The sequence below is a fragment of the Streptomyces sp. NBC_01478 genome (assembly GCF_036227225.1).
Classification (GTDB): Bacteria; Actinomycetota; Actinomycetes; order Streptomycetales; family Streptomycetaceae; genus Streptomyces.
The window spans coordinates 11,027,391-11,051,935 of sequence record NZ_CP109444.1 but is presented as its reverse complement, the minus strand read 5'-3'; the positions used below and the strand labels follow the sequence as shown (position 1 = coordinate 11,051,935).

23 protein-coding genes are annotated in these 24,545 nt (G+C 70.6%); 9 read left to right on the top strand and 14 right to left on the bottom strand.

Features of this window, described 5'->3' with window-relative positions; genetic code table 11:
• Positions 1-4: 4 nt before the first annotated feature.
• The 8 genes from OG223_RS49055 to OG223_RS49020 all read right to left on the bottom strand — a co-directional run bounded on the left by OG223_RS49055 (position 5) and on the right by OG223_RS49020 (position 8,964).
• Positions 5-1,162 (bottom strand): CaiB/BaiF CoA transferase family protein, encoded by a 1,158-nt coding sequence (locus tag OG223_RS49055; RefSeq protein ID WP_329263851.1) that lies wholly within the window; start codon positions 1,160-1,162, stop codon positions 5-7.
• A 52-nt stretch (positions 1,163-1,214) separates the two neighbouring features.
• Complete coding sequence (locus OG223_RS49050) at positions 1,215-1,979, bottom strand: crotonase/enoyl-CoA hydratase family protein (protein WP_329263849.1); 765 nt, start codon at positions 1,977-1,979, stop codon at positions 1,215-1,217.
• 33 nt (positions 1,980-2,012) lie between these two features.
• Positions 2,013-3,263 carry an FAS1-like dehydratase domain-containing protein gene (locus tag OG223_RS49045; RefSeq protein ID WP_329263847.1) on the bottom strand — a complete coding sequence of 417 codons (1,251 nt, stop codon included), beginning with the start codon at positions 3,261-3,263 and terminating at the stop codon, positions 2,013-2,015.
• Between the two features lie 54 nt (positions 3,264-3,317).
• A complete protein-coding gene (locus OG223_RS49040; protein ID WP_329263846.1) occupies positions 3,318-4,814 on the bottom strand; it encodes a class I adenylate-forming enzyme family protein in 1,497 nt (498 codons plus the stop codon).
• A 29-nt stretch (positions 4,815-4,843) separates the two neighbouring features.
• Positions 4,844-5,983 (bottom strand): acyl-CoA dehydrogenase family protein, encoded by a 1,140-nt coding sequence (locus OG223_RS49035; RefSeq protein ID WP_329263844.1) that lies wholly within the window; start codon positions 5,981-5,983, stop codon positions 4,844-4,846.
• Entirely contained in the window at positions 5,974-6,447 is a 474-nt protein-coding gene (locus tag OG223_RS49030) for a VOC family protein (RefSeq protein WP_329263842.1), read from the bottom strand. The genes OG223_RS49035 and OG223_RS49030 overlap by 10 nt, the downstream gene beginning before the upstream one ends.
• Before the next feature lie 8 nt (positions 6,448-6,455).
• Positions 6,456-7,655, bottom strand: a complete 1,200-nt coding sequence (locus tag OG223_RS49025; protein ID WP_329263841.1) for a cytochrome P450 — start codon at positions 7,653-7,655, stop codon at positions 6,456-6,458.
• A 76-nt stretch (positions 7,656-7,731) separates the two neighbouring features.
• Entirely contained in the window at positions 7,732-8,964 is a 1,233-nt protein-coding gene (locus tag OG223_RS49020; protein ID WP_329263840.1) for a CaiB/BaiF CoA transferase family protein, read from the bottom strand.
• Between the two features lie 112 nt (positions 8,965-9,076).
• Between OG223_RS49020 and OG223_RS49015 the strand changes: the two genes are divergently transcribed.
• Positions 9,077-10,396: an acyl-CoA dehydrogenase family protein gene (locus OG223_RS49015; protein ID WP_329263838.1), complete on the top strand. Its 1,320-nt coding sequence runs from the start codon at positions 9,077-9,079 to the stop codon at positions 10,394-10,396.
• Entirely contained in the window at positions 10,393-11,172 is a 780-nt protein-coding gene (locus OG223_RS49010) for an SDR family NAD(P)-dependent oxidoreductase (protein ID WP_329263837.1), read from the top strand. Before OG223_RS49015 ends, OG223_RS49010 begins: the two co-directional genes overlap by 4 nt.
• A gap of 17 nt (positions 11,173-11,189) precedes the next feature.
• On the opposite strand, the gene OG223_RS49005 is transcribed toward OG223_RS49010, so the two are convergent.
• Positions 11,190-11,945: an SDR family NAD(P)-dependent oxidoreductase gene (locus tag OG223_RS49005; RefSeq protein ID WP_329263836.1), complete on the bottom strand. Its 756-nt coding sequence runs from the start codon at positions 11,943-11,945 to the stop codon at positions 11,190-11,192.
• Positions 11,946-12,058: 113 nt separating this feature from the next.
• Here OG223_RS49005 and OG223_RS49000 point away from each other — a divergent pair, with 113 nt between their 5' ends.
• The gene (locus OG223_RS49000) at positions 12,059-12,706 is read left to right on the top strand and encodes a TetR/AcrR family transcriptional regulator (RefSeq protein WP_329263834.1); all 648 of its coding nucleotides are present in this window, start codon (positions 12,059-12,061) and stop codon (positions 12,704-12,706) included.
• Here the strand turns inward: OG223_RS49000 and OG223_RS48995 are convergent.
• Genes OG223_RS48995 through OG223_RS48985 form a run of 3 tightly spaced genes read right to left on the bottom strand, consistent with a single transcriptional unit; the run spans position 12,640 to position 15,510 of the window.
• Positions 12,640-13,671, bottom strand: coding sequence for a phosphotransferase family protein (locus tag OG223_RS48995; RefSeq protein WP_329263833.1), 1,032 nt, complete (start codon positions 13,669-13,671; stop codon positions 12,640-12,642). The two genes, OG223_RS49000 and OG223_RS48995, sit on opposite strands and share 67 nt — an antisense overlap.
• Positions 13,668-15,182 (bottom strand): class I adenylate-forming enzyme family protein, encoded by a 1,515-nt coding sequence (locus OG223_RS48990; protein ID WP_329263831.1) that lies wholly within the window; start codon positions 15,180-15,182, stop codon positions 13,668-13,670. The genes OG223_RS48995 and OG223_RS48990 overlap by 4 nt, the downstream gene beginning before the upstream one ends.
• 19 nt (positions 15,183-15,201) lie before the next feature.
• A complete protein-coding gene (locus OG223_RS48985) occupies positions 15,202-15,510 on the bottom strand; it encodes a hypothetical protein (RefSeq protein ID WP_329263829.1) in 309 nt (102 codons plus the stop codon).
• A gap of 143 nt (positions 15,511-15,653) precedes the next feature.
• Between OG223_RS48985 and OG223_RS48980 the strand changes: the two genes are divergently transcribed.
• On the top strand, positions 15,654-16,427 hold the full coding sequence (locus OG223_RS48980) for an enoyl-CoA hydratase/isomerase family protein (protein WP_329263827.1): 774 nt from the start codon (positions 15,654-15,656) through the stop codon (positions 16,425-16,427).
• Positions 16,428-16,490: 63 nt separating this feature from the next.
• Complete coding sequence (locus OG223_RS48975; protein WP_329263825.1) at positions 16,491-17,495, top strand: LLM class flavin-dependent oxidoreductase; 1,005 nt, start codon at positions 16,491-16,493, stop codon at positions 17,493-17,495.
• Positions 17,496-17,575: 80 nt separating this feature from the next.
• On the opposite strand, the gene OG223_RS48970 is transcribed toward OG223_RS48975, so the two are convergent.
• On the bottom strand, positions 17,576-18,835 hold the full coding sequence (locus OG223_RS48970) for an amidohydrolase family protein (protein WP_329263824.1): 1,260 nt from the start codon (positions 18,833-18,835) through the stop codon (positions 17,576-17,578).
• A 188-nt stretch (positions 18,836-19,023) separates the two neighbouring features.
• On the opposite strand from OG223_RS48970, the gene OG223_RS48965 reads away from it, so the two are divergent.
• Positions 19,024-20,502 carry an aldehyde dehydrogenase family protein gene (locus OG223_RS48965; protein ID WP_329263822.1) on the top strand — a complete coding sequence of 493 codons (1,479 nt, stop codon included), beginning with the start codon at positions 19,024-19,026 and terminating at the stop codon, positions 20,500-20,502.
• Between the two features lie 15 nt (positions 20,503-20,517).
• On the opposite strand, the gene OG223_RS48960 is transcribed toward OG223_RS48965, so the two are convergent.
• A complete protein-coding gene (locus OG223_RS48960) occupies positions 20,518-21,690 on the bottom strand; it encodes a thiolase family protein (RefSeq protein WP_329263820.1) in 1,173 nt (390 codons plus the stop codon).
• A gap of 129 nt (positions 21,691-21,819) precedes the next feature.
• Here OG223_RS48960 and OG223_RS48955 point away from each other — a divergent pair, with 129 nt between their 5' ends.
• The 3 genes from OG223_RS48955 to OG223_RS48945 are packed head-to-tail and all read left to right on the top strand — an operon-like array spanning position 21,820 to position 24,541.
• Positions 21,820-22,944: an acyl-CoA dehydrogenase family protein gene (locus tag OG223_RS48955; RefSeq protein ID WP_329263818.1), complete on the top strand. Its 1,125-nt coding sequence runs from the start codon at positions 21,820-21,822 to the stop codon at positions 22,942-22,944.
• Positions 22,945-22,968: 24 nt separating this feature from the next.
• A complete protein-coding gene (locus tag OG223_RS48950) occupies positions 22,969-23,733 on the top strand; it encodes an SDR family NAD(P)-dependent oxidoreductase (protein WP_329263817.1) in 765 nt (254 codons plus the stop codon).
• 49 nt (positions 23,734-23,782) lie between these two features.
• Entirely contained in the window at positions 23,783-24,541 is a 759-nt protein-coding gene (locus tag OG223_RS48945) for an SDR family NAD(P)-dependent oxidoreductase (protein ID WP_329263815.1), read from the top strand.
• The last annotated feature ends 4 nt before the right edge of the window (positions 24,542-24,545 follow it).

Sequence of the window (24,545 nt, the reverse complement as noted above, 5' to 3'; positions counted from 1 at the left end):
GGGTTCAGCGGGAATCAGTGGGGAACTGGACGGCGGCGCCGCTGTCGAGGAGTGCGCCGGCGCCGGCGATCTCCCAGTCCCGGAACACGGCGCGGGTGTCGGCGCCCACGGGTGGTGCCGCCGGGCCGGGGCTCGAGGGTGTCGCCGAGAAACGGGGAGCCGCGGCGGGCTGGACGACGCCGTCGCGGGTGAACAGGCTGCCGCGCGCGGCCAGTTGGGGGTGTGCTGCCGCCTCGGTGAGGCCGAGGACGGGTGCGACGCAGGCGTCGGTGCCCTCGAACACGGCCGCCCATTCGTCGCGGGTGTGTTCCGCGAAGCGTTCCGTCAGGCGGCGGCGCAGTTCCGGCCAGGTCGACCGGTCGTGCTGGAGGTCGGGATCGACGTCGAGCTTCAGCAGCTCGATCAGACGCCCGTAGAACTTGGCCTCCAGCGCGCCGACCGCCACATGCCGCCCGTCCTTGGTCTCGTAGACGGCGTAGAAGGGCCAGCCGCCGTCCAGTTGGTTGACGCCCCGCTCGTCGGTCCACACCCCGCGCCCGAGTTTGCCGAAGGTGCTCGCGAGGAGGTGTGCGGTCCCGTCGACGATCGCCGCGTCCACGACCTGGCCGACTCCCGTGCGTCCTACGGCATGCAGGGCGGCCAGTACCCCGATCACGAGGTAGCAGCCGCCGCCCCCGAAGTCGCCGACGAGGTTCAGCGGTATCTGCGGGGGGCCTGCCGCGTCTCCGATCGCGCCGAGTGCGCCGGTGAGGGCGATGTAGGTGAGGTCGTGTCCGGCGGCCGCCGCGAGGGGGCCGGTCTGGCCCCAGCCGGTCATCCGGCCGTAGACAAGCCGGGGGTTGCGGGCGAGGCACTCGTGCGGTCCGATGCCCAGGCGTTCGGTGACGCCGGGGCGGAAGCCCTCGATCAACACGTCGGCGCGCCCCGCGAGTTGGAGGAGGGCGGCGGGTCCGGCCGGGTGTTTCAGGTCGAGTACGACCGAGCGCTTCCCTCGGTTGAGCACATCCCCGGGGCCGCCCGCGTCGGGTTCGTCCGCCCGCTCTCGGCGATCCACCCGGACGACCTCCGCGCCGAGATCGGCGAGCAGCATGCCGGCGAACGGGCCCGGTCCGATGCCACCCAACTCGACGACGCGGCAGCCGGACAGCGGTCCTGTGGTCACAACACCCTCCCGTGCAGCCTGACTTGAGGATCCCGACGGTTCTACGACGCTGTCAGCGTCCCTTCCAGACCGGCGGCCGCTTCTCGGCGAAGGCGGCGGCCCCTTCCCGCGCGTCCTCGGACGAGAACACCGGCGACGCGATCTCGGCCTGCCGGGTCCAGCCCTCCTCCAGCGTCCAGTCGGCGGCGGACTGCGCGATCTGCTTGGTGGCGGCGACGGCGAGGGGGCCGTTCGCCGCGATGGTCGTGGCGAGTTCCAGCGCGCCGGCGAGCGCGCCGCCCTCGTCGGTGAGCCGGTTGACCAGTCCGACCTCGGCCGCGCGTTCGGCGGTGATGGGTTCGCCGGTCAGCAGCAGTTCCAACGCGATGGCGTACGGGACTCGTTGGGGTAGTCGCAGTGCCGCGCCGGCCCGGGCGACCAGGGACCGCTTCACCTCAGGCACCCCGACCCGCGCCGTGCGGGACGCCACGACGAGATCGCAGGCGAGCAGCAGCTCGAAGCCGCCGGCCAGCGCCCAGCCCTCGACCGCGGCGATCAGTGGCTTGCGCGGCGGGGTGATCGTGATCCCGCACAGTCCGCGGCCTTCGATCGCGGGACTCTCGCCGTGCAGCCAGGCCTTGAGGTCCATGCCCGCCGAGAACGTGCCGCCCGCCCCGGTGAGCACGCCGACCCGCAGCTCGTCCGACTCGTCCAGCTCGTCCACGGCGGCGGCGACTCCGGCGGCCACCCCCGCGTCGAGCGCGTTCTTCACCGCGGGACGGTTGATCGTGATGACCTGGACCGCTCCTCGGCGCTCCACCAGCACCTCGTCCGACATCCTGCCTCCTGAATTCTCGTTCTCGATTGCCGTTCACTTGACCGCGAACCGCTCAAGTTCGTGGGCGACCATGCCGTCCAGGTCCGGGGCGGGCGGCAAGGGAAGTTCGACGGCCCGCTCCCTGGTCGGCAGGAGCACAACTGCCGTGCCGGGTGTGGTGACTTCGCCGCGCTGGTTCTCGCAGCGCACCTCGATGTGCACCTCGTTCCGCCCGTCCACCTGCTGCTTGTCGACGACCCTGCCGCGCACCCAGGTGGTGTCGCCGTGGTAGTTGAACTTGCGGTGTTCGCAGCGGAGTTTCCACAGCCAGCCGTCGTCGCCGATCCAGTCGGTGAGGAGATGGCAGAGCCAGGTCTCGCGCATACCGCCGTAGTCGTAGGGGCCCGGCAGGCCGAGTTCCCGGGCCCGTTCGGGCTCCCAGTGCAGGCGTTGCACGGTGTCCGGGACGCCCAGGCGGTTGGGCGGATAGAGGCCGGGGGCCTTGCGCCGTACGGCCGCCGCGATCCCGAAGGCGCCGGGCGGGGTGAGCTGCATGCCCCAGCCGAGGTGCCAGACGACCACGTCCGTGGTGGTCAGCGGGCCCTTCACGCGGGGTTGCAGTTCCTCGCCGATCTCGACGTCCTCCCAGTGGCGGGGTTCGGCGCCGCGCCGGGTCTCGGCCGCGTACGCCGCGTCGATCTCGGCGAGTTGCTCGGCCGAGTACGGCTGCTGTTCCAGCGCCTCCTTGGCCCGCTTCTTCGAGGTGTGCCGTTCGGCGTTGATCCAGGTGCCGCGGCGCAGGGCGTGCATCTCGCCGCGTCCGTTGGCGTAGAGGTAGTCGCGGACGACATGTGCGGTACGCCCGCCGAAACTGCTCTGCTTGAGCTGAACCCCGACCTGGGTCTGCAACACCCGGCAGCGGTCGCCCAGTTGAAGGGGTCGCCACCACTCGAACTCCATCACCGCCTGGTAGGAACCGAGACCGGCGAAGGGGTCCCCCTTGAGCAGGGCCTTCGTCTCGGGGTCCGGGGTCGGGGCCGCGTCCTCGCCCATCGTGTAGAGGAAGGTCGGCGGTGCGACGAGCGAGCCCCAGCGGGTCTTCGCCGCGTACTCGGGGTCGCAGTAGAGCGGGTTGGCGTCGCCGTAGCCGTAGGCGAAGTGGCGTGAACCGTCCCAGGTGACCTCGTAGTTGTGCGGCGGGTTGCGCTGCGGCTGGGGGACGCCGAGCCGGCGCCGGGAGCGTTCGACCGCCTCGTCCGTCAGCACGCCGAACCGCTCGGCGGCCTTCTCCTCGGTATCGCTCACCGGTCAACCTCCTTGCTGGACACCGCGGTTACTCCTTGTGACGCTTCGGGACACTCATGCCTTGGTGTGCTCGGCGAGCCGGGCCCGTACGAGGTCGAGCAGTTCGACGCGGCTCACCTTGCTCGACGGGGTGCGGGGCAGTTCGTCGACGACGACGATGTGGGCGGGCACCTCGTACGGCATGAGGTGGGTACGGCACAGGGCGGTGAGTTCGGCCGCGTCCGGTACGGGCCGCCCCGGCTCCGACTCGACTGCCGCGACCGGTACTTCACCGAGCCGTGGGTCCGGCAGTCCGGCGACGGCGGCCTCGCGTACGGCCGGGTGGGTCTCCAGGATCCGTTTGACGGTCTCCGGCTGCACTTTGAAGCCGCCGCGGATGATGGCGTCGTCGGCGCGGCCCTCGATCCACACGAACCGGTCGGCGTCGATCCGGGCCAGATCGCTGGTCTTCACCCAGGTCCGGCCGCCGTGGGTGCTCTGCTCGGTCCGCACTTCGAGCCGACCGGTCCGGCCGACCGGCAGTTCGCCGCCGTCGTCGCCGGTCACCCTCAACTCCACGCCCGCGAAGGCGCGTCCGGCGCTGCCGGCCTTGCGCTGCCACCAGTGGTCGTGCAGCGCGAGGGTCCAGCCGGCGACGGCCCCGGCGAACTCCGTTGCGCCATAGGTCATCAGGACGGGGATGCCGTACGTGCGGAAGAAGGCGTCGGCGAGTTCCGGCGGGCAGGGTGCCGTGCCGGAGGTGACGACCTGGAGGGTGGCGAGGCGTTCCTTCGGGACGTTCGCGTCGAGTACGGCGCGTATCGCGGCCGGGACCAGGCTCGCCGCGCGGAGTCGGTGGCGTTCGACCGCGCTCACCCAGGGGTCGACGGCGAATCTCGGCATGAGGAGCATGCGGCGGCCGGTGGCGAGGCAGGCCAGCGCCCGCCACAGGCCGCCGATGTGGACGAGCGGTGCGGCCACGAGGGACGCCGATTCCGACAGGAGCCGGTCGTCCTTCCGGGTCTGGCCGCCGGAGACGAGGGCCTGGTCGAGTTGGCCGATGCGCAGGTGGACGCGTTTCGGGGGTCCGGTGGTGCCGGAGGTGAGCATCTCCACGGCGATGCCCGGGCGGGTCGGTGCCTCGGCGGGTGCCGTGCCGCCCGCGGGTCGTAGCGACCCGTCGGTGTCCAGCTCAAGGGCGGCGCCCTGTGCGGTCACGGCGTCCAACACGCCCTCGCGGGCGAGGACTTCGGCTCCGGACACGACGACGGGCGGTGTGCAGCGGGCGAGGTCGGCGGCGAGCCGGGCGGCGGGCTGGAGTGGGCTGAGCATGACCAGACAGCGCCCGGAGGCGATCACGGCGGCGACCACGGCGACGTGTTCGGGCCGGTTCTCCAGGACGACCCCGACGCGGGCGCCGACGGGCAGGCCCAGCGCGTCGAGTGCCTCGCCCAGTCCCCGCGCGGTCCGCTGGACCTGCCCCCAGGTCCACCAGCTCCGGTCGTACTCGATCGCCTCGGCAGCCGCCGGCGCTTCGGCCAGCAGGCGGGACAGGCGGTCGCGAATTCCCACGTGATCAGCCTTTCGACAGGACGTCGGTCTCAGATTCCGACCAGGTCGGCCAACCGGGTCCGGTACGTCGCCGGGCCCCCGAACAACTGCTCCGACGACTTCGCGCGCTTCAGATAGAGCTGCGCGTCGTGCTCCCACGTGTAGCCGATGCCGCCGTGGAGCTGGATGTTCTCCTTGGCCGCGTGGGTGAAGGCGTCCGCGCAGCAGGCCGCGGCCAGGGCTGCGGACACCGGCAGTTCGGCGGGCGCCAACTGCTCGGTGGACAACGGCAGTTCGGGCGGGGAATCGGCGGCCACGGCCGTCGCGTGGTAGGCCGCCGACCGGGCACCCTCGATCCGCACGAGCAGGTCGGCGCACTTGTGCTTGACCGCCTGGAAGGAGCCGATGGGACGCCCGAACTGCACGCGCACCTTCGCGTACGCCACGGCCGTGTCGAGACAGGCCTGTGCCCCGCCGACCTGTTCGGCCGCGAGCGCCACGGCCACGAGGTCGAGCACGGTGCGCAGATACGCCGAGGCGTCCCCGTCCGGGCCGACCCGCAGTGCGGGCGCGCCGTCGAAGTCGACGCGGGCCAGCCGCCGGGTCGGGTCGAGGGTCTCCAGCCGGGTGCGGGTCACCCCGGGAGCGTCACCGTCGACGGCGAAGAGCCCAAGTCCCGTGCCGGTACGGGCCACTACGAGGATCAGGTCGGCGGTGTGTCCGTCGACGACGAACATCTTGGTGCCGGACACCGTCCCGTTCGCGGCCGACGCCTCGACGTCCGCCAACTCCCATGAGCCGCCCGTCTCGGCGAGCGCCAGCGTGGCCGTCAGCGAGCCGTCGGCGATCGCGGGCAGCCAGCGCGCCTGCGCCGCCTCGTCGCCGGAGGCCGTGAGGGCCTGGCCGGCGAGCGCGACGGTCGCGAAGTACGGCGACGGCAGCAGCACCCGTCCCATCTCCTCCAGTACGATCCCCAACTCGACCGGCCCGCCGCCGGATCCGCCGTACGCCTCCGGCAACGCGAGGCCGTGCAGGCCGAGTTGGTCGGCCATCTGCCGCCACAACCGGGGATCGTGGCCTTCGGCGGAGTCCATCGCGCGGCGTACGGCCGCGCTCGGCGCCTTGTCGGCGAGGAAGCGCCGTAGCGTCGTACGGAGTTCCTCCTGCTCCTCGGTGAACGTCAGTGCCACGTCGGTGCCTTGGAGCGGAGGTAGGCGTCGAAGGCCGGCATGCGGGTGCGGTCGACGATCTCGATGCGTACGCCGTGCGGGTCGAAGTGGTAGGCGAAGATCGACGGGGAGCCGTCGACGATCGCGCAGGCCTCCAGCGGGAAGCCCGCCTCCTCCAGCCGTTTGGAGGTCGTCGGCAGGTCGTCGCAGAAGTAGCCGAGGTGATGGGTGGCCAGGTGCCCGGACGGGGTCCACGGCGTGCCCGGGATCTCCTGCACGAGTTCGAGGTGCGGGGCGTCCAGCGAGTACGCGAAGCGCAGCGGGAGCACGCGCTCGCCGTCGGCCAGGCGCACGGTGAGGTCGTAGGCCTGGGTCTCGGTCCAGCGGTGACCCGCGATCCGGGTGAACCAGGCCTTCCCCGCCTCGACGTCCGGGACCACAATTCCCGTGTGGTACAGGTCTGTTGGGTTGAGCGGTGAGGTCATGGCGTCGCTCACCACTCCAGCCGGAGCTGCTTGATGCCGTACATGTTGCCGTGCTGTTCGAGGTCCTGGCCGGGGGTGATCCCGTAGTCGGGGATGCGCCGGTGCCATTCCTCGACGGCCACGTTGAGTTCGAGGCGGGCGAGGTGGGAGCCGAGGCAGCGGTGCGGGCCGGAACCGAACGCGATGTGGTTGGTGGCCTTGCGCCGCAGGTCCACTTCGAGGGGCCGTTCGAAGCGCTCGGGGTCGCGGTTGCTGACCGCGAGCGGGAGCATCACCATCTCCCCCGCGCCGACCGGGCAGCCGCCGATCTCGACGTCCCGTGTCGCCTTGCGGGCGGGGACGACGAACGAGTAGACGCGGAGGATCTCCTCGACCGCCGTGGGGATCAGCGACGGGTCGTCGACGATCGCCCTGCGCTGTTCCGGATGCGTGGCGAAGTGGTAGAAGGCCCAGCCGATGGAGATCGGGACCGTGTCGAAGCCGGCCTGGAACAGCAGGATGCAGAACGCGTGCATGTCCCGGTCGCTGATCGGCTCGTCGTCGATCGTCCAGGTCATGGCGCGGGACAGCAGGTCGTCGCGGGGTGCCTCGCGGCGCAGCGCGATCTGCTGCTCGAAGTAGTCCGACACGGCGTTCATCGCGCTCAACTGCCGCTCGCCGTGCGGGTCTTCGCCGTGGGACAGATGCAGCAGGTCGTGGATCCAGTCGAGGAACTGCGGGAGATCCTCCTCGGGCAGCCCCATCAGACGCATGAAGATCAGGGTCGGGAAGCGGCGGGCGAACGTGTCGAGGACGTCGGCGGAACCGCTGTCCTTCAGCCCGTCGATCAGGCCGGACGCGACCTCCCGGATCTCCGGTTCACGGGCGGCGACCGTCTTGGGCGAGAAGGCGCTGCCCAACAGGCGCCGCCACGCGGTGTGTTGGGGCGGGTCGAGCATCTCCGGGATCCACAGGAACCTGGGGTCCGGATCGAGCGCCGTCACGGACTGGTTGGAGAAGGTCCGCCAGTCCTGCAACGCCTCCTGCACGGCCGCACCTTGGGTGACGACCCAGTATCCGCGCGCGATGGTGCTGCGGAATCCGGAGTGGGTTCGGGCGATCTCGTCCCAGCGTTCCTGGTGGCTGAGGACCGGGCCGCCGAGCCGGTTGTCGAAGTAGTAGGCGGGGACGCCCTGGTGGGTCCCGTCGGGTTCGAGTGTCGCGCTCATCACGGCTCCTCTCGTACGGTGTTCGGGATGCGCACGGCGGCCGGATCTCCTACGGCGGTCAGGTCTGCCACGGCGGTCATGTCGCCGCGCCGTCGATCTTCAGCGCGATCAGCTCCTCGTCGGAGAGACCGAGTGAGCGCAGGACCTCGTCGGTGTGTTCCGCGAACTGCGGTGCCCGCGTGATGTCGGCCGGGGTCTCGTCGAACTGCACGGGACTGGCGACGAGTTCACGGTCCACGCCGTCGGCGTCCACGACGGGGGCGATGAGTCCGTTGGCTCGCAGCGAGGGGTCCTGGCCGACCTCCCAGGCGTTCTGCACCGCCGACCACTGGCCCTCTCCCCGGGAGAGGATCTCGACCCACTCCGCGAAGGGGCGGGACGCGACGAGTTCGGCGACGATGCCGGCCGCCTGTGCCGCGTTGGCCATCAACTTCTCGGTGCTGTCGAAGCGTTCGTCGGTGGCGAGTTCGCCGCGGCCTGCGAGTTTGCAGAACTCGGCCCAGTACCGGCCGGGTTGGAGCATCGACAGTTCGATCCAGCGTCCGTCCGAGGTCAGATAGGCCCCGATGAGCGGGTTGGTGCGCGAGCCGTGCCGGGGCTGGACGTTCACCGGCAGCGGTCCGCCGTTCATCAGCGCCATGTTGACCGTGAACTGGGTCGCCCACGCGCCGACCCCGAGCAACGACACGTCGACCACGGAGGGTTCGCCGGTCGTCGCGCGGGAGTAGAGGGCGGCGGCGATACCGCCGGCGATCGTCATGCCGCCCATCGAGTCGCCGTAGGCGCCGGCGGGCATCCGGATCATCCGGTCCGCGCCCGCCGGTGTGACACCGGCGGCGCTGCCGCCGCGCGCCCAGAAGGCCGTGCTGTCGTAGCCGCCCTTGGTGGCCTCGTCGCCGCGCGGGCCGAAGCCGCTGCCCCGTACGTAGATGATGTCCGGGTTGATCGCCCGGATGTCCTCGACGTCGATGCGCAGCTTGGCGCGGGCCTCGGGCAGGAAGTTCGTGAGGAACACGTCGCTGCGGCGGACCAGTTCCTCGAACGCCTTGCGGGCCGACGGCTTCTCCAGGGCGAGGCCGACACTGCGTTTGCCCCGGTTGGGTCCCTCGACGATCGGGAAGAACGACGACCCCTTGCTGGTGGCGTCGTAGCCGAGGACTCTGACCAACCCCCTCTGCCCGTCGCCGCGTTCGGCGTGTTCGATCTTGATCACATCGGCGCCCCAGTCGGCTAGCACGGCCCCTGCCGCCGGGACGAAGGTGAACTGGGCTACTTCGAGAACGCGTACGCCCTCCATCGGCCTGCGCATCGACCAACTCCTCATACTCATCTGCCGTCACGCACTCCGAGTATGGACCGAACCTCGCTAAAAAGTATACTGTTTTGCTGTCACCGACCGACCCGCACCTTCCGGAGGGCCGATGCTGGACTTCTCGATCGAACCCGAGTTCCAGGTCAAGCTGGACTGGGCGGCGGCCTTCGTCCGGGAGGAGGTCGAGCCGCTCGACCTCTTGTTCCCGCACGGCGGCGACCCGTACGACACGCGCAACGAGAAGGCACGCGCGATCCTCAGGCCGCTCCAGGAACAGGTCCGGGCCCAGGGCCTGTGGGCCTGCCATCTCGGTGCCGAACTCGGCGGAGCGGGCTACGGCCAGGTGAAGCTCGCCTACCTCAACGAGATCCTCGGCCGCTCCTACTGGGCCCCGACCGTCTTCGGCACCGCGGCCCCGGACACCGGCAACGCCGAGATCCTCGCCATGTTCGGCACCGGGGAACAGAAGGCGCGCTACCTCCAGCCCCTGCTCGACGGGGACATCGTCTCCACCTTCTCGATGACGGAACCGCAGGCGGGAGCCGATCCCAAGGAGTTCGTGTGCCGGGCGCGGCGCGACGGGGACGAGTGGGTGATCGACGGGGAGAAGTGGTTCTCCTCCAACGCCCGGTACGCGGCCTTCCTCATCGTCATGGCCGTCACCGACCCCGAGGCCGCGCCGCACGCCCGGATGTCGATGTTCATCGTCCCGGCCGAGACACCCGGCATCGAGATCAAGCGCAACGTCGGCACGATGGACGAGCGCGACTCCCTCGACGAGGGCATCCACGCCTACATCCGCTACGACCAGGTGCGGGTCCCGCTCGACGCCATGCTCGGCGGCCCCGGCGAGGGCTTCAAGGTCGCCCAGGCCCGGCTCGGCGGGGGCCGGGTGCATCACGCGATGCGCACGGTCGGCAAGTGCACGCGCGCCTTCGACATGATGTGCGAGCGTGCGGTGTCCCGGCGTACTCAGGGCACTCTTCTCGCCGAGAAGCAGGCGGTGCAGCAGTTCATCGCGGACTCCTGGGTGGAGTTGCAGCAGTTCCGGCTGCTGGTGCTGCACACCGCCTGGATCATCGACACCCAGCCGCACGGCGCGGCCCGCACCCAGATCGCGATGTGCAAGGTGCAGACGGCGAAGGTGCTGCACGACGTGATCCAGCGCGCCCTGCATCTGCACGGCTCGCTCGGCACCACCAACGAACTCCCGCTCGCCAAATGGTGGATGGCCGCGCCGAACCTCGCGCTCGCCGACGGCCCCACCGAGGTGCACCGCACCACGATCGCCAAGCAGCTCCTGAAGAACCGCCGTCCGGCCGAGGGTCTGTTCCCCAGCGAGCACATACCGCCGAAGCTGGAGGCCGCCCGCAAGCGGTACGCCCACGTCATCGAGGACGACAGCCTCACCGGCCGGGTCGACGGATGAGCGGCGAGCGCGACACCAAGTCCCTTGCTCCGGCCGACCTGTTCGACCTCTCCGGCAAGGTCGCGCTCGTCACCGGCGGCAGCCGGGGCCTGGGGCTCGCGATGGTGCGCGCCTTCGCCACCGCGGGCGCCGACATCGTGATCGCCAGCCGCAAACTCGACGCGTGCGAGGCCGTGGCGGACGAAGTGCGGGCCCTGGGTCGCCGGGCCCTGCCGGTCGCCGCGCACGTCGGCCACTGGGACGACCTGGCCCGGCTCGCCGACGCCGCCTACGAGGAGTTCGGGAAGGTCGACGTCCTCGTCAACAACGCCGGCATGTCACCGCTCGCCCCCTCCTCGGCCGAGACCAGCGAGGAGTTGTTCGACAAGGTGATCGGCGTCAACTTCAAAGGCCCGTTCCGGCTCGCCTCGTTGGTCGGGCAGCGGATGGCCGACTCGGGCGACGGGGGCTCGATCATCAACGTCTCGTCGTCCGGCGCGCTGATGCCCCAGCCCCGCTTCGGGCCGTACGCCGGCGCCAAGGCCGCGCTCAACGCCCTGACCACGGTCTTCGCCCTGGAGTACGGCCCGACGGTGCGGGTCAACACGATCTCGGCCGGGCCGTTCCTCACCGACATCTCCAAGTCCTGGGCCGAGGAGAAGCGGCAGACGACGCGCAGTGCCATCGGGCGTCCGGGACAGCCCGAGGAGATCGTCAGTACCGCGCTGTATCTCGCGAGCGACGCGTCGAGCTATACGACGGGAGCGCTGATCCGGGTGGACGGCGGGCTGTACTGACCGTCGACCGCGTGGTCCTACACCGCCGTGAATCCGCCGTCGACGGTGAGGGTGGCGCCGTGGATCTGGGACGCCTCGTCGCTCGCGAGGAACACGACGGCGGAGGCCACCTCGGCCGGGGTGCCGGCACGGCCGGAGGGCATGCGCGCGATGATCGGGTCCAGTCGCTCCTCCATCGACACCACCTTCTCGGTCAAGGTGGGGCCGGGAGCGACGGTGTTGACCCGGACGCCGTGCGGCCCGTACTCGGCGGCCCACGAGGTGGTGAGCGAGTGCACTGCCGCCTTGGTCATGTTGTAGAGCGCAGAGTGCGCGCTGCCCCGCAGGCCGGCGATGGAGCCGAGGTTGACCACGGCACCCTGGCCGCGCTCGGCCATGGGCGGCACCAGCAGGCCGGTGAGCAGGAACACCGACCGCACGCTCACGGCCAGCGCCTCGTCGATGGTCTCCTGCGCGACCTCGGCGGTGGGGGTGGGCGTGAGCAGCAGCGCCGCGTTGTTGACGAGCACGTCGATCCGCCCGCCGGCCGCGGTGAGCGCGTCGGTGGCGAAGCGGTCGATCACCTCGGCGCCCGCGGACAGATCCGCCTTCACGAAGGCCGCCGCACCGCCGTCCTTCTCGATGCGGGCCACCACCTCGGCGCCGCGACGCTCGTCACGTCCGCTGACGACGACGAACGCTCCCTCGGCGGCCAGGGCCACCGCGATGGCGACGCCGATACCGTTGGTGGAACCGGTGACCAGGGCTTTCCGCCCGGCAAGTCGCTTGGTCATGATGCTGTGCCTCTCCGAATCCGACCGCCGGAAGCTGATCCGACCGGCTGGGAACGGCAAAGTTGCCACTCAGAAAATGGACCCGCAAGTCCAGAAAGTGGCAGGATGGTGGCATGGCACCACGACTGACACCCAAGGGCGCGGCCACCAGGCAGCGCATCGTCGAAGGAGCCGCGTCGGAGCTCCGCGCACGCGGCGTGACGGAGACGACCCTGGACGACATCCGCGCCCGTACGGCCACCAGCAAGAGCCAGCTCTTCCACTACTTCCCCGGCGGCAAGGAGGAGCTCCTGCTCGCCGTGGCCCAGCACGAGGCGGACCGCGTCCTGTCCGACCAGCAGCCCCACCTCAGCGCGCTCACCTCGTGGCGGGCCTGGCACGACTGGCGGGACACGGTCGTCGACCGCTATCGCCGGCAGGGGCAGCAGTGCCCGCTCAACGCGCTCATGTCCCAGCTCACCCCGGCCACGCCCGGCGCGCAGGCCGTCACCAGACAGCTCGTCGCCTCGTGGCAGGGCAAGATCGCCGTCGGTATCCGGGCCATGCAGGACCAGCGCGAGATCCCCGCCGGCCTCGACGCCGACCGCGCCGCGGCCGCCCTGCTGGCCGGTATCCAGGGCGGCGTCCTGATCATGATGTCCACCGGTTCGGTCACCCATCTCGAAGCGGCCCTCGATCTGGGCATCCACCAGCTTCAGGCCGTTCCCAGCAGCTCCATCGCCTCGTCAAGCAGCACCGGCAGCGCGGGCAGCATCCGCTGATGCATGGCGTTCAACTGCCCTGATTTACGGCCCCGTTTGATCAACAGCGCGGTCGCCGCGGACTCCTTGTACTTGGTGAGCGCCTCGAACCACGGCAGGTCCCGCAGCCGTTCGCCGCGCAACTCCTCGTAGGCGTCGACCAGTTCGGCCTTGCCGGGCATGCCGGTGGGCTCGTCCGACACGGCGGCCGGGTGGCGGGCCTCGTCGGTGAAGAAGGTCAGCCACGTCATGTCGACACGGGGATCGCCGAGCGACCAGATCTCCCAGTCGATGATCGCCGTGACCGAGCCGTCCGCGCACAAGGTGTTGCCGAGCCGGTAGTCGCCGTGGGTGAACACCGGTGTCATCGCGGCGGGCACGGTCGCGCGCAGCCGCTCCGCGACCACCTCGTGGCCGGTGCGCAGATCGTCGGAGACGGTGGCGAACGCCCGGGTCCACCGGTCGATCTCCCCGGTGAGCGTCACCACGGGCTCGGCCGCGAGCGCCGTACGCGCGGGCGTCACCCGATGCAGGGCGGCCAGCATGCGAGCCGCGTCCAGGGCACGCCTCCGCACCTCCCCCTCGGCGAGTGTGCCGCGCGGCAGCAGCACCGGTTCGACGCACTCCCCCGGCACCAACTCCATGGCCACGAAGGGCTGGACGGCCGGGGGCGCGCCCGCGTCGCAGAACAGCACCGTCGGTACGCGTACACCCGGCTGTCCGGCCAGCGCCGACATGAGGCGTGCCTGGCGCAGCACGTCCCGGTTGCGGACCGGGGGCAGGCCGGGCGGTGCCACCTTGAGGACGACACGTTCGTACCCGGCCGGGACACCCGACAGGGCGGCGACGTACGTCAGGCTCGAAGTGCCGCCGGTGAGGGGTTCGACGCCGTCGACGGTGGCGCCGGGCGTCCAGCCGCCGACGACGGCTGCCGTGCGGTCGGTCAACTCCCGTAGCAGCGCAGGGCTGTTGGTGGCGACGCTCATGGCTGCCCCTTCGTCCCGTGCTCGGGTGCGGTCAGTGCCGCCACGATGTCGCGGCGCACCAGTTTGCCGGTCACCGTGCGCGGGAGTTCGGTCCAGTACGTGATGCGGTCCGGGGTCTTCGAACCGCGCAGGGTGCCGCGTACGGCCGCGCGCAGTGCCCCGGCGTCGACCTCCGCCCCGTCACGGCGTACGACGACGGCCTCGATGCGCTGGCCCCACTCCTCGTCGGGGACGCCGACCACGACGGCGTCGAGCACGTCCGGGTGCCGCAGCAGAACATCCTCTATCTCGGCCGGCGCGATGTTCTCCGCGCCGCGGATGATCGTGTCGTCGGCCCTGCCCTCGATGTGGAGGTAGCCGTCGGCGTCGAGGCGGCCCCGGTCGCGGGTGTGGAAGAAGCCGCGCTCGTCGACCGCGGAGCCCTGCCCGGCGTACTCCCCCGAGACCTGTTCGCCGCGCACCCAGATCTGCCCGGTCTCCCCCGCGCCGAGCGGCTCTCCGGTGACGTCACGGACCTCGATCTCGATGCCCGGTACCGGCAGTCCGGCCGAGCCGAGCCGGGCCCGTATCGCGGGGTCGTCGCTCGCGATCGCCGCCCGGTGCTCGGCCGGGCCCAGCACCGAGACGGTGGACGAAGTCTCCGTCAGGCCATAGGCGTTGACGAAGTCCACCGCCGGCCAGGTGCGCAGCGCCGTCTCGATCACGCGCACCGGCATCCTGGCACCGCCGTAGGCGAGCGAGCGCATCGAGGGCACGGAACGGTCCAGTCCTGCCGTGTCCATGATCCGGGCGAGCATCGTCGGCACGACCATCGCGTGCGTGATCCGCTGCTCCCTGACCAGGCCGAGCCAGCTCTCCGGGGTGAACTGGTCGAGGGTGAGGGTGCGGCGCCCGGCGTAGAGGTTCGTCAGCACATTGGAGACGGCGGCTATGTGGTACGGCGGCACACTCATCAGCGCGGCTTCGGTGGGGTCCGCCGCGGCGAACTCCACTGTGCCGAGCACATACGACACCAGGTTGTGGTGGCGCAGGAGCACACCTTTCGGAGCCGAGGTGGTTCCGCTGGTGTAGATCAGTACGGCGGGGGTGTCGGGCGCCGGTGCCGGTTCGGTGGCGGCATCGGTGTGCGCGGCGGCCTCCGTGAGCCACTCGGCCGGGCTGCGGACCTGCAGCCCGGCCCGGCGCGGTGCCGCGTCCTGGCCGGGGGCGGCGATGGCCAGGGCGTGCGGGTGGTTCGCGAGGAGCGCGTCCAACTGCTCTTCGCCCAGGCGGTAGTTGACCGGCACGAGCGGGACCCCGGCGTGGGCCGCGGCGAACTGGGCGACGGCGAAGGCGGGTCCGTTCGTGGCCAGGTACACGATCGCGTCGGCGCCGGCCGTGTGGACCAACTCGGCCCCACCGGCCGCGAGTTCGCGCAGTCGTACGGGGGTGAGCCCGTCCTGTGCGCGGCCGATCACGACCCGGTCGCCGAAGCCCTCGGCGGCCATGTCCAGGATCATCGACACGTTCATCGGCGCACCACCCGCTTTCTCAGTCCGAGGCCGGGAGCGGCTTGGCGCTCTTCACCGGCAGGGGGACGCCGTTCACCGCGAGGGTGCCCGGTCCCTGTTTGGTGCAGAGGAGTTCGAGGCCGAGGTCCTCGTCTGCGTAGCGCTTGCCGAGCAGGGACCCGCCCATCCGGTCCGGGTCGGCGGTGCCGGTGCCGGCACCCGGTGCGGTGCCCTCGGTCATGGGGGCGCCGCCGCAGGTGACGTCCACCTCGCTGTCGGGGCAGCGGACGACGATCACCGCCGTGGTGTCCACCGTGCTGGCGAGCATCTGTCCCACTCGTGGCCTCATCGCAGGTTCCTCCGCGGATCTTGTTTCCGTTCCGGGCGCTCAAAGACCAGAAAAAAGTATACTACTTACCTCGATCACGTCGAGATGACGAACCGGGTGAACAGACCGAGCTGACGAACCGAGTCGACGAACGGAGTCGCCGGATGGATCTCAAGACCGTCCTGTTCGAGGTGACCGACCATGTCGCCACGATCACGCTGAACCGACCGCAGGCCATGAACAGCTTCAACCAGCAGATGCTGGACGACTTCTCCGCGATCTGGGACCGGGTCAGGACCGACGACAACGTGCACGTCATGGTGTTGCGCGGCTCGGGCGAGCGCGCGTTCAGCACCGGCATGGACGTGAAGGAAGGGATCGACCGGCACCCCAACGTCTGGTCGCAGACCGACCCCGGGGAGTTCCTGTCGCCGAAGCTGAACCAGGTGTGGAAACCCCTGGTCTGCGCGGTGCACGGGATGACCGCCGGAGGCGCGTTCTACTGGCTCAACGAGGCCGACATCCTGATCTGTTCGGACGACGCGACCTTCTTCGACCCGCATGTCAGCTACGGACTCACCGCCGCGCTCGAACCGATCGGGCTGGCCCGTCGCATCCCGCTCGGCGAGACCCTGCGGATCGCGCTGCTCGGCCTGGACGAACGCCTGTCGGCGGCGCGCGCCCTTCAAATCGGCCTGGTCAGCGAGGTGTTGCCGGGCGATCGACTCTGGGACCGGGCGGACGAGATCGCGCGCATCATCGCCGCCAAACCGCCGGCCGCGATCCAGGGCACGGTGCGCGCGATCTGGGAGTCCCTGGACTCGACCCGCACGCAGGCCCTGCGCACCGGGCTGTCGTACACCCAGATCGGCAACCCGATCGGAAAGGCGGAGGTGGACCGCTCGGCGGTACCCCGGGGACGGTGGACACTCCGCTGACACTCCCCTACCCTCCCTAAAACAGTATCCTTTTTTACGAGCTTCTACGGAGGGCTGGCTCTGATGCGATTCGGCATGCCCTGGCCGGGCCGTGAGGTGGCGCACGAGGCCGAGGAGGCCGGTGCGGGTGCCTTCTGCGCCGGCGAGTTCGTCGACCATGACGCCTACCTCACCCTCGCCGAGATCGTCGCGAACTCCGAGCGCGCCCTCGCGGGGCCCGCCATCGCCTACGCCTTCGCCCGCACCCCGTACGCGCACGCCACCGCGCTGCGCCAACTCCACGCCCAGGCACCGGGACGGCTCTTCCTGGGCCTGGGCAGCGCCGCGTTCCGCATCAACCGCGACTGGCTCGACGTACCCGCCGACCGCGCGGTGGACCGGATCGCGGAGACCGTCGGCGCCGTCCGCGCCTGGCTGCACGCGGAGAACGGCGAGAAGGTCCACTACGACGGCGAGTTCTACTCGATCGACGCCGACGTCCGCGCGCCCGTGCTCGGCCGGCTCGACATTCCCGTCCTGCTCGCCGCGTTCAACACGCGGATGGCCGCGACGGCGGGCCGGGTCGCCGACGGTGTCATCGGGCACGGGCTGTTCACCCACTCCTGGTGGAACGACGTCGTACGACCGTCGGTGGAGCGCGGCACGGTCGCCGCGGGCCGTACCGAGCCGCCCCTGGAGCACGGCTGGGTCATCACGGCGGTCGACGACTCCGCTCCCGAACGCGCCGTGGCCGACGCCCGGCGCATGATCGCCTTCTATCTGACGGTGAAGACGTACGACCCGTTCGTCGCCCACCACGGCTGGGAGGGCCCGGTGGCGCAGCTCCGCAAGGCGTTCCGCACCGGTGACACCGACGCGATGGCCGCCGCCGTCACCGACGAGATGCTGACCGGGATCGCCGTGTGCGGGACGACGGCCGACGCGAAGGGCATGCTCGCCCGTCGCGCCGGTTCGCTGCCTCGTGACGTCGGCTATTTCGCACCGCCGAGTTTCCTGGTGAGCCATCGGCGCCGGGCCGCGTACGCCCGGGCCGCGCTCGCCCTGATCGGCGAAGTGCCCACGCCGTGAGAGAAGCAGCGGCGGGCGGCACCCTCGGGCCGCCCGCCGCTGCCGTCGCGTTTCAGTGCCCTGAAACGCCGTTCCGATGGTCAGGCGCTCTCGGTGACCGGGGCGAGTTTCCTGCTCTTGTCGAAGTGCACGACGTCGGCCAGGGTGCCGCCCAGGATGGCCGCACGGTCCTCGTCGTTCACGCCCTCGAAGTTCTCGGCGATGCACTCGGCGCTGCTGCGGAAGGTGCCCTCCGCGTGCGGGTAGTCATTGCCCCACATGACCGTCGACAGACCGGTGATGTGGCGGGCCTTGACCGCCGTGGGGTCGTCCGCGAACTGCACGTGGATCTGGCGCCGGACGTACTCGGTGGGCTTGAGCGGGTAGGGCCACTTGTCGTTGATCGCGAACAGCCTTCCCATGGAGGGCTGTTCGGTCGGCGCACGGTTGTCGTCCCAGAAGCCCAGCCACCAGTCGGGGTCCTGGCCGGTGCCCGTCTTCCATGCCTTGTCCATGTAGCCCATGAAGGAGACCAGCCAGCCGGCGGTGTACTCGATCAGGTTGAAGTGCAGGTCGGGGAAGCGCTCGCACACCCCGCCGCCGACCAGGCTGGCGATGATGCCCTGCGGACCCGCCACACCGGCGCCGGCCGCGAAGCCCATGGTCCGGCCCGCCACCATGTCGTCGGTCAGATTCCCCTTGCCCATGTTCATGGACGTCATCAGGCCCCGGACGGTCTGTGCCGTCCCGGAGATCTGCTCCTTGACCTTCACACCACCGGTGGCCACGTGGATGAAGACCGGCAGGCCGTGCGCCTGGGCGGCGGCCCAGATCGGGTCGTACTCCCGCGCGTAGTACGGCAGCGGCGGGATCTCCGGGAGGAGGATCGCGCCGAGTCCCAGCCTCGCGATCCGCTCGATCTCCGCCACGGCCGCGGGGACGTCCGTGATCGGGATCGCGGCTGTGGGGCGCAGCCGGTCCTTGTAGGGGAGGTACCGCTCGACGAGGTAGTCGTTCCACACGCGCGCGTGGGCCATCGACAGCTCGTGGTCGTCGGTGAACAGGACGAACAGCGAGAGGTTGGGGAACATGACCGAGGCGTCCACGCCGTCGAAGTTCATGTCCCGGATGATGTGGTCGGGATCGCCGTCCGGGGTCTCCCCGCCGGTCTGGCGGTACTTGGAGATGGTCCAGCCGTCGAACCCGATGGTGTGGAGCTTCTTGAACTCCGTGTGGCCGCCCGGCACGATCGGCTCGTCGAGGGTGAACTCCTCTTCCCAGAGGGCGCGCTCGCGGAGTTCCTTGGGCAGGCGGGTCTTGAACAGATCGACCGGCTCGATGATGTGCGAATCGCCGGACACGACAAATTCCTTGAACACAGGCGGTACCTCTCTTCGAACTCCGTCGTTCGTAGCCAGAAGGCCGACCCCCAGATATCTGCGAAGTTAGCTGTACCGACCGGTCTAGTCAATAAACATGGCACACTCCTGGCCCGCCCTCGCTAATTCAGTACACTCAACATGGGACACACCTGATGAGGAGACGGCTCATGACGACGACGTACTCGTTCTCTTCCCGGCTCTACATCGACGGACGGCACACCGACGGCACGTCGGACGCGCGGATCGTCGTACGCAATCCGGCTACGGAGGAGACGGTCGCCGAGGTACCGGACTCGTCGCTCGCGGATGTACGGCGGGCGGTCGAGGCGGCGCGGCGGGCCTTCGACGAGGGGCCGTGGCCACGGATGCGGCCCGCCGAGCGGGGCGCCGTACTGCTGCGCATGGCCGAGGAGTTGGAGCGACGACTGCCCGAACTCGTCGCGGTCAACATGGCCGAGGCGGGTTCGGTGCGCGCGCTCGCGGAGAGTCTGCAGACCCGGGTGCCGGTGGCGCATCTGCGGGACATGGCGGAGCGGGTGATTCCCGGCTTCGCGTGGGAGCGTCCGATGGATCCGACGATCTCGCCGGGCATCGGCATCTTCCAAGGGGTGCTGCGCCGCGAGGCGTTCGGGGTGTGCGCGTTGATCTCGGCGTACAACTTCCCGTTCTTCCTCAGCATGATGAAGGTGATCCCGGCACTCGCCGCGGGCTGCACCGTCGTCCTGAAGCCGGCGCCCCAGACTCCCCTCGACTCGCTGCTCCTTGGCGACTTCGCCGACGCGGCCGGGCTGCCGCCGGGGGTGCTGAACATCGTGACCGGCGACGTCGAGGCCGGCCGCGAGCTGACCACGCACCCGATGGTGGACCTCGTCAGCTTCACCGGGTCGGACACGGTGGGCCGCATGGTGTACACCCAGGCCGCCGCCTCCATGAAGAAGGTCGTCCTGGAGCTCGGCGGCAAGTCGGCGAACATCGTGCGCGCCGACGGCGATATCGACGGCGCCGTCCGCTCCGCGCTGGCCGGCATCACCACCCATGCGGGACAGGGCTGTTCACTGCTGACCCGCACGCTCGTGCACGAGTCCGTCCATGACGAGTTGGTCGACCGGCTGAGCGAGGCCCTCGCCGGGGTCAGGGTGGGCGACCCCGCCGACGCGGCCACCACGATGGGGCCGCTCATCAGCGAGGCCCAGCGCGCCAAGGTCGAGAAGCTGATCCGGGTCGGCGAGGAGGAGGGCGCGCGCATCGTCTGCGGCGGCAAACGCCCGGCCGGCCTCGACAGGGGCTACTTCATGGAGCCGACGCTCTTCGCCGCCGTGGACAACGCGATGACCGTCGCCCGGACGGAGTTCTTCGGACCGGTCGGTGTCGTCATCCCGTTCCGCACCGACGAGGAGGCGGTACGCGTCGCCAACGACAGCCAGTACGGTCTCGGGGGCGCCGTCTGGAGCGCCGACACCGTGGCCGCGTACGAGATGGCGACCCGGCTCCGCACCGGTGGTGTCACGATCAACGGCGGGAGCGCGGGCGTGAACCCGCGGGCCGCGTTCGGCGGTTACAAGCAGAGCGGACTCGGCCGGGAATGGGGCGAGTTCGGACTCGACGAGTATCTCCAGACGAAGACGGTGAGCTGGGCGGCCCGCTGACCGGTGCTCCGCGAGTCAGACGGTGAGCACCATCGCGGATCCCATCCCGCCGCCCGCGCACATGGCCGCGACCGCCGTGCCCCCGCCACGGCGGCACAGTTCGTGCGCGAGGGTGACGACCATGCGGGCGCCGGTGGTCGCGATCGGGTGCCCGAGGCTGCACCCGCTGCCGAAGGGATTCACCCGCTCGGGGTCGAGGCCCAGTTCACGGGTGGTGGCGACGGCGACCGCGGCGAAGGCCTCGTTGACCTCGAACAGGTCGACGTCCTCGATCCGCAGTCCGGCCCGGTCAAGTGCCTTGCGGATGGCGGCGATCGGGGCAAGTCCCGTCTCCACGGGATCGACGCCGACGCTCGCCCACGACCGTACGGTGGCGAGCGGGGTGAGCCCGTGACGGTCGGCGATCTCGGAGGAGGCGACGACGACCGCGGCCGAACCGTCGTTCACACCGCTGGAGTTGCCCGCGGTGATGGAATAGCCCTCGATCTCGGGGCGCAGCACCTTCAGTGCCGCGAGCTTCTCGATGGTGGTGTCGCGCCGCGGGTGCTCGTCGGTGTCGAACACGGACTTCGTCCCGTCGCGGTCCACGACGTCCACCGGGACGATCTCGTCGGCGAACCGTCCCTCGTCGATCGCCCGCACGGCCCGCTGATGCGAGCGCAGCGCCCAACTGTCCATCTCCTGACGGGAGATGCCGGTCAGCCGGGCCGTGTTCCAGCCGACGAGTGTCGCCATGTCGTCGTTGGGCGCCTCGCGGGTCGGGACGTGCGAGGGCGACCTCCAGGGGTCCTGCCAGTCGTCGGTGCCCGGAATCCGGTACCGGGCGACGGGAGCGGTCGACGAGGACTGCGTCCCGCCGGCGACGACCGCGCGGTCCATGCCCGCGAGCACCCCCGCGGCCGCGGTCGCCACGCTGGCCAGCCCCGAGGCGCAGTGCCGGTTGTGCGCGAGCCCCGGCACATGGGTCAGCCCCGCTTCGAGTGCCGCGTAGCGCGCGATGTCCCCGCCTCCGGCCAGGGTCTCGCCGAGCACGACGTCGTCGATCAGGTCGAGCGGCAGCCCGGAGCGCCGCACCGCCTCCCGTACGACGACGGTGGCGAGGTCGAAGGCGCTGGTGTCCCGGAGCGTGCCCTTGCGAGCGGTACCGATCGCGGTGCGGCAGGCGGCGAGCAGAACGGCATCAGTCATGCAATTGATGATACTCAACTCTGCAATGTGGGCGGAAGAACGCCTTGAAGAGGTCAAGGATCTCGACCATCGCCAGAAAAGAGGATACCTTCTTCATCGTATTGATCCGCTGCGGACCGGGGGTGGCTGGTGAACTTCGAGCTCAGCGAGGAGCAGGCCATGCTGCGCGAGGCCTCGCGCGCCCTGCTGTCCGACCGGGCCCCGATCACCCTCGTGCGAGCGTCGATGGACCGCTCCGAGGACGTCGACCCCGAGCTGTGGCGCCTGATGTCCGACCTCGGCTGGCCCGGTCTTGCCCTGCCCGAGGAGTACGGCGGATCCGGCCAGGGACTGGTCGAACTCGCCCTGGTGGCCGAGGAGATCGGGCGCGCACTCGGCCGGGGCCCTTTCCTCCCGACGGCACTGGTCGGCCGGGCGATTGCCTACGGCGGTTCCGAGCGGCTGCGTGACGAGGTGCTGCCCGCGCTCGCCGCCGGGGACGGCTGGGCGACCTGGGTCTTCGCCGAACCACACGCGCCCTGGACGCTGGACGGGATCCACGCCACCGCGCGCACCGACGGGGACGGGATCGTCCTGGACGGGGTCAAGACCGTGGTGCAGGACGCCGGCGGCGCCCGCTGGCTGCTGGTCACCGCCCTCCACGAGGGCGAACCCGCGTCCTTCGTCGTCGACCGCGCGGCTCCCGGGGTCACCGTCCGGCGGCAGCGCGTCCTGGATCCGACCCGCGCGTTCCACGAGGTCCGCCTGGCCGCCGTACGCGTGCCGCTCGACGCGCGGCTCGACGGCGGGCCGGCCGACGTCCAGGCCCTGCTCGACGAGGCGTCCGTCCTGCGGTGTGCCGACGCGCTCGGCGTGATGGAGCGGATGCTGGAGCTGACCGTCGAACACACCAAGAGCCGGGTGCAGTTCGGGCGGCCGATCGGCGGTTTCCAGGCCGTCAAGCACGCCTGCGCGGACATGGCACTGATCGTGCACGGCACCCGCGCCGCCACGTACTACGCGGCGATGGCCTCCGACGCGGGCGCCGACGACACCGCCCGGGCGGCCTGCGCCGCCGCCTCCTACGCCACGGCCGGTACCGGTGAAGTCGGCGCCTGGGCACTGCAGTTGCACGGCGGCATCGGCTTCACCTGGGAGCACGACCTCCACCTCCACCTGCGCCGGGCCAGGGCCGACCGGGTGCTGTACGGGGACACGGCCGTCCACCGCGACCGGCTCTGCACCCTCCTTCAGCGGTCGGCCGCGTCCGCCTGAGCGCCAGCGAAAGGGAATCGACCGATGGAGATCAAGGGCAAGAAAGCCGTGGTGTTCGGCGGTGCCTCCGGAATGGGCCGGGCCAGTGCCGAGTTGCTCGCGGCGCGCGGTGCCGACGTCGTCGTACTCGATCGTCCGGCGTCGGCCGGTGCGGAGGTCGCCGCGGCGCTGGGCGGGCGGTTCGAGCCGGTGGACGTCACGGACTTCGAGGCGACGGAGAGTGCGCTGGCCGCGGCTGTCGAGTCGCTCGGCGGGCTGCACGTCTCGATCACAACCGCCGGTGGCGGTACGGCGAAACGGACGCTCGGCCGGAGTGGGCCGCACGACCTCGACACCTTCCGCCGCGTCCTCGACCTCAACGCCGTCGCGACCTTCAACGTCAGCCGGCTCGCCGCCGCGCACATGAGCCGCAACGAGCCCGAGGAGCCCGACGGCGAACGCGGTGTCATCGTCAACACGTCGTCGATCGCCGCCTTCGAGGGGCAGATCGGCCAGGTCGCCTACGGCGCGGCCAAGGCCGCCATCGCCGGGATGTGTCTCACCATGGCGCGCGATCTCGGCTCGCTCGGCATCCGCGTGCTGGCCATCGCGCCCAGCCTGTTCGACACGGGAGCCGTCGAGAAGATCCCGGACGAGGCGCGGGCGGTCCTGGTCAAGGACGCGGCGTTCCCCAAACGCCTTGGCCGCCCCGAGGAGTACGCCAAGCTCGCGCTCGCCATCGTCGACAACCCGATGCTGAACGGCCAGTGTCTGCGGCTCGACGCGGGACAGCGGTTCGGTCCCAAGTGACGTATGCCGTGGGCTGGTTGGAGTCAGGACGACGACGGGAGCAGTCGTAATGCCGGAACATGACGAGCACCACGGCAAGGTCGCGTTCGTCACCGGGGGCGGGCGCGGGTTCGGCAAGGCGTTCGGCGCCGCGTTGTCGGCGCGGGGCGCGCATGTCGTGCTCGCGGACATCGACGGCGCGGCGGCGGAGGCCGCTGCCGCCGAACTCGCCGCCGCAGGCGGCAGCGTGACGGGAGTGGCCTGTGACGTCGCCGACGAGGCCGCGGTCGAGGCGGTCGTCGGCGAGGTGGCCGAACGGCACGGTGGCCTCGACATCCTGGTCAACAACGCGGGCCTGCACGCCGCTTACAACCGTCCGTTCACCGAACTCGGCCTCGCGAACGTGCGGCGCGTCCTCGACGTGAACGTCATGGGCGTCGTCATCTGCTCCCTCGCGGCACTGCCGGCCATGCGGGGGCGCGCCGGTGCCTCCATCGTCAACATCTCCTCGTCGGCGGCCTATGCGAACCGCAGCATCTACGGCGTCTCCAAACTCGCCGTGCGGGGACTGACCGTGTCCTTCGCGCGCGAGTTCGCCGCGGACGGCATCCGCGTCAACGCGATCGCCCCGGGGCTGATCTTCACGGACACCGTCCGCGCGGAACTGTCCGAGGCCGAGGCGAAGCGGGTGTTGGGCGAGCAGATCCTTCAACGGGAGGGCGAGGAACGGGACATCGTCGAGGCGCTGCTGTATCTGGTCTCGTCGAAGGCGTCGTTCGTCACGGGTGAGACGTTGCGGGTGACGGGCGGGTTCGCGCTCTCCGTCTAGCGTC

Coding starts and splice junctions, on each gene's coding strand:
- OG223_RS49050 (WP_329263849.1), bottom strand. CDS start 1,979: ATGTCGGACGAGGTGCTGGTGGAGCGCCGAGGAGCGGTCCAGGTCATC.
- OG223_RS49030 (WP_329263842.1), bottom strand. CDS start 6,447: ATGACCTCACCGCTCAACCCAACAGACCTGTACCACACGGGAATTGTG.
- OG223_RS49025 (WP_329263841.1), bottom strand. CDS start 7,655: ATGAGCGCGACACTCGAACCCGACGGGACCCACCAGGGCGTCCCCGCC.
- OG223_RS49020 (WP_329263840.1), bottom strand. CDS start 8,964: ATGCGCAGGCCGATGGAGGGCGTACGCGTTCTCGAAGTAGCCCAGTTC.
- OG223_RS49015 (WP_329263838.1), top strand. CDS start 9,077: ATGCTGGACTTCTCGATCGAACCCGAGTTCCAGGTCAAGCTGGACTGG.
- OG223_RS49010 (WP_329263837.1), top strand. CDS start 10,393: ATGAGCGGCGAGCGCGACACCAAGTCCCTTGCTCCGGCCGACCTGTTC.
- OG223_RS49005 (WP_329263836.1), bottom strand. CDS start 11,945: ATGACCAAGCGACTTGCCGGGCGGAAAGCCCTGGTCACCGGTTCCACC.
- OG223_RS49000 (WP_329263834.1), top strand. CDS start 12,059: ATGGCACCACGACTGACACCCAAGGGCGCGGCCACCAGGCAGCGCATC.
- OG223_RS48995 (WP_329263833.1), bottom strand. CDS start 13,671: ATGAGCGTCGCCACCAACAGCCCTGCGCTGCTACGGGAGTTGACCGAC.
- OG223_RS48990 (WP_329263831.1), bottom strand. CDS start 15,182: ATGAACGTGTCGATGATCCTGGACATGGCCGCCGAGGGCTTCGGCGAC.
- OG223_RS48985 (WP_329263829.1), bottom strand. CDS start 15,510: ATGAGGCCACGAGTGGGACAGATGCTCGCCAGCACGGTGGACACCACG.
- OG223_RS48980 (WP_329263827.1), top strand. CDS start 15,654: ATGGATCTCAAGACCGTCCTGTTCGAGGTGACCGACCATGTCGCCACG.
- OG223_RS48975 (WP_329263825.1), top strand. CDS start 16,491: ATGCGATTCGGCATGCCCTGGCCGGGCCGTGAGGTGGCGCACGAGGCC.
- OG223_RS48965 (WP_329263822.1), top strand. CDS start 19,024: ATGACGACGACGTACTCGTTCTCTTCCCGGCTCTACATCGACGGACGG.
- OG223_RS48960 (WP_329263820.1), bottom strand. CDS start 21,690: ATGACTGATGCCGTTCTGCTCGCCGCCTGCCGCACCGCGATCGGTACC.
- OG223_RS48950 (WP_329263817.1), top strand. CDS start 22,969: ATGGAGATCAAGGGCAAGAAAGCCGTGGTGTTCGGCGGTGCCTCCGGA.
- OG223_RS48945 (WP_329263815.1), top strand. CDS start 23,783: ATGCCGGAACATGACGAGCACCACGGCAAGGTCGCGTTCGTCACCGGG.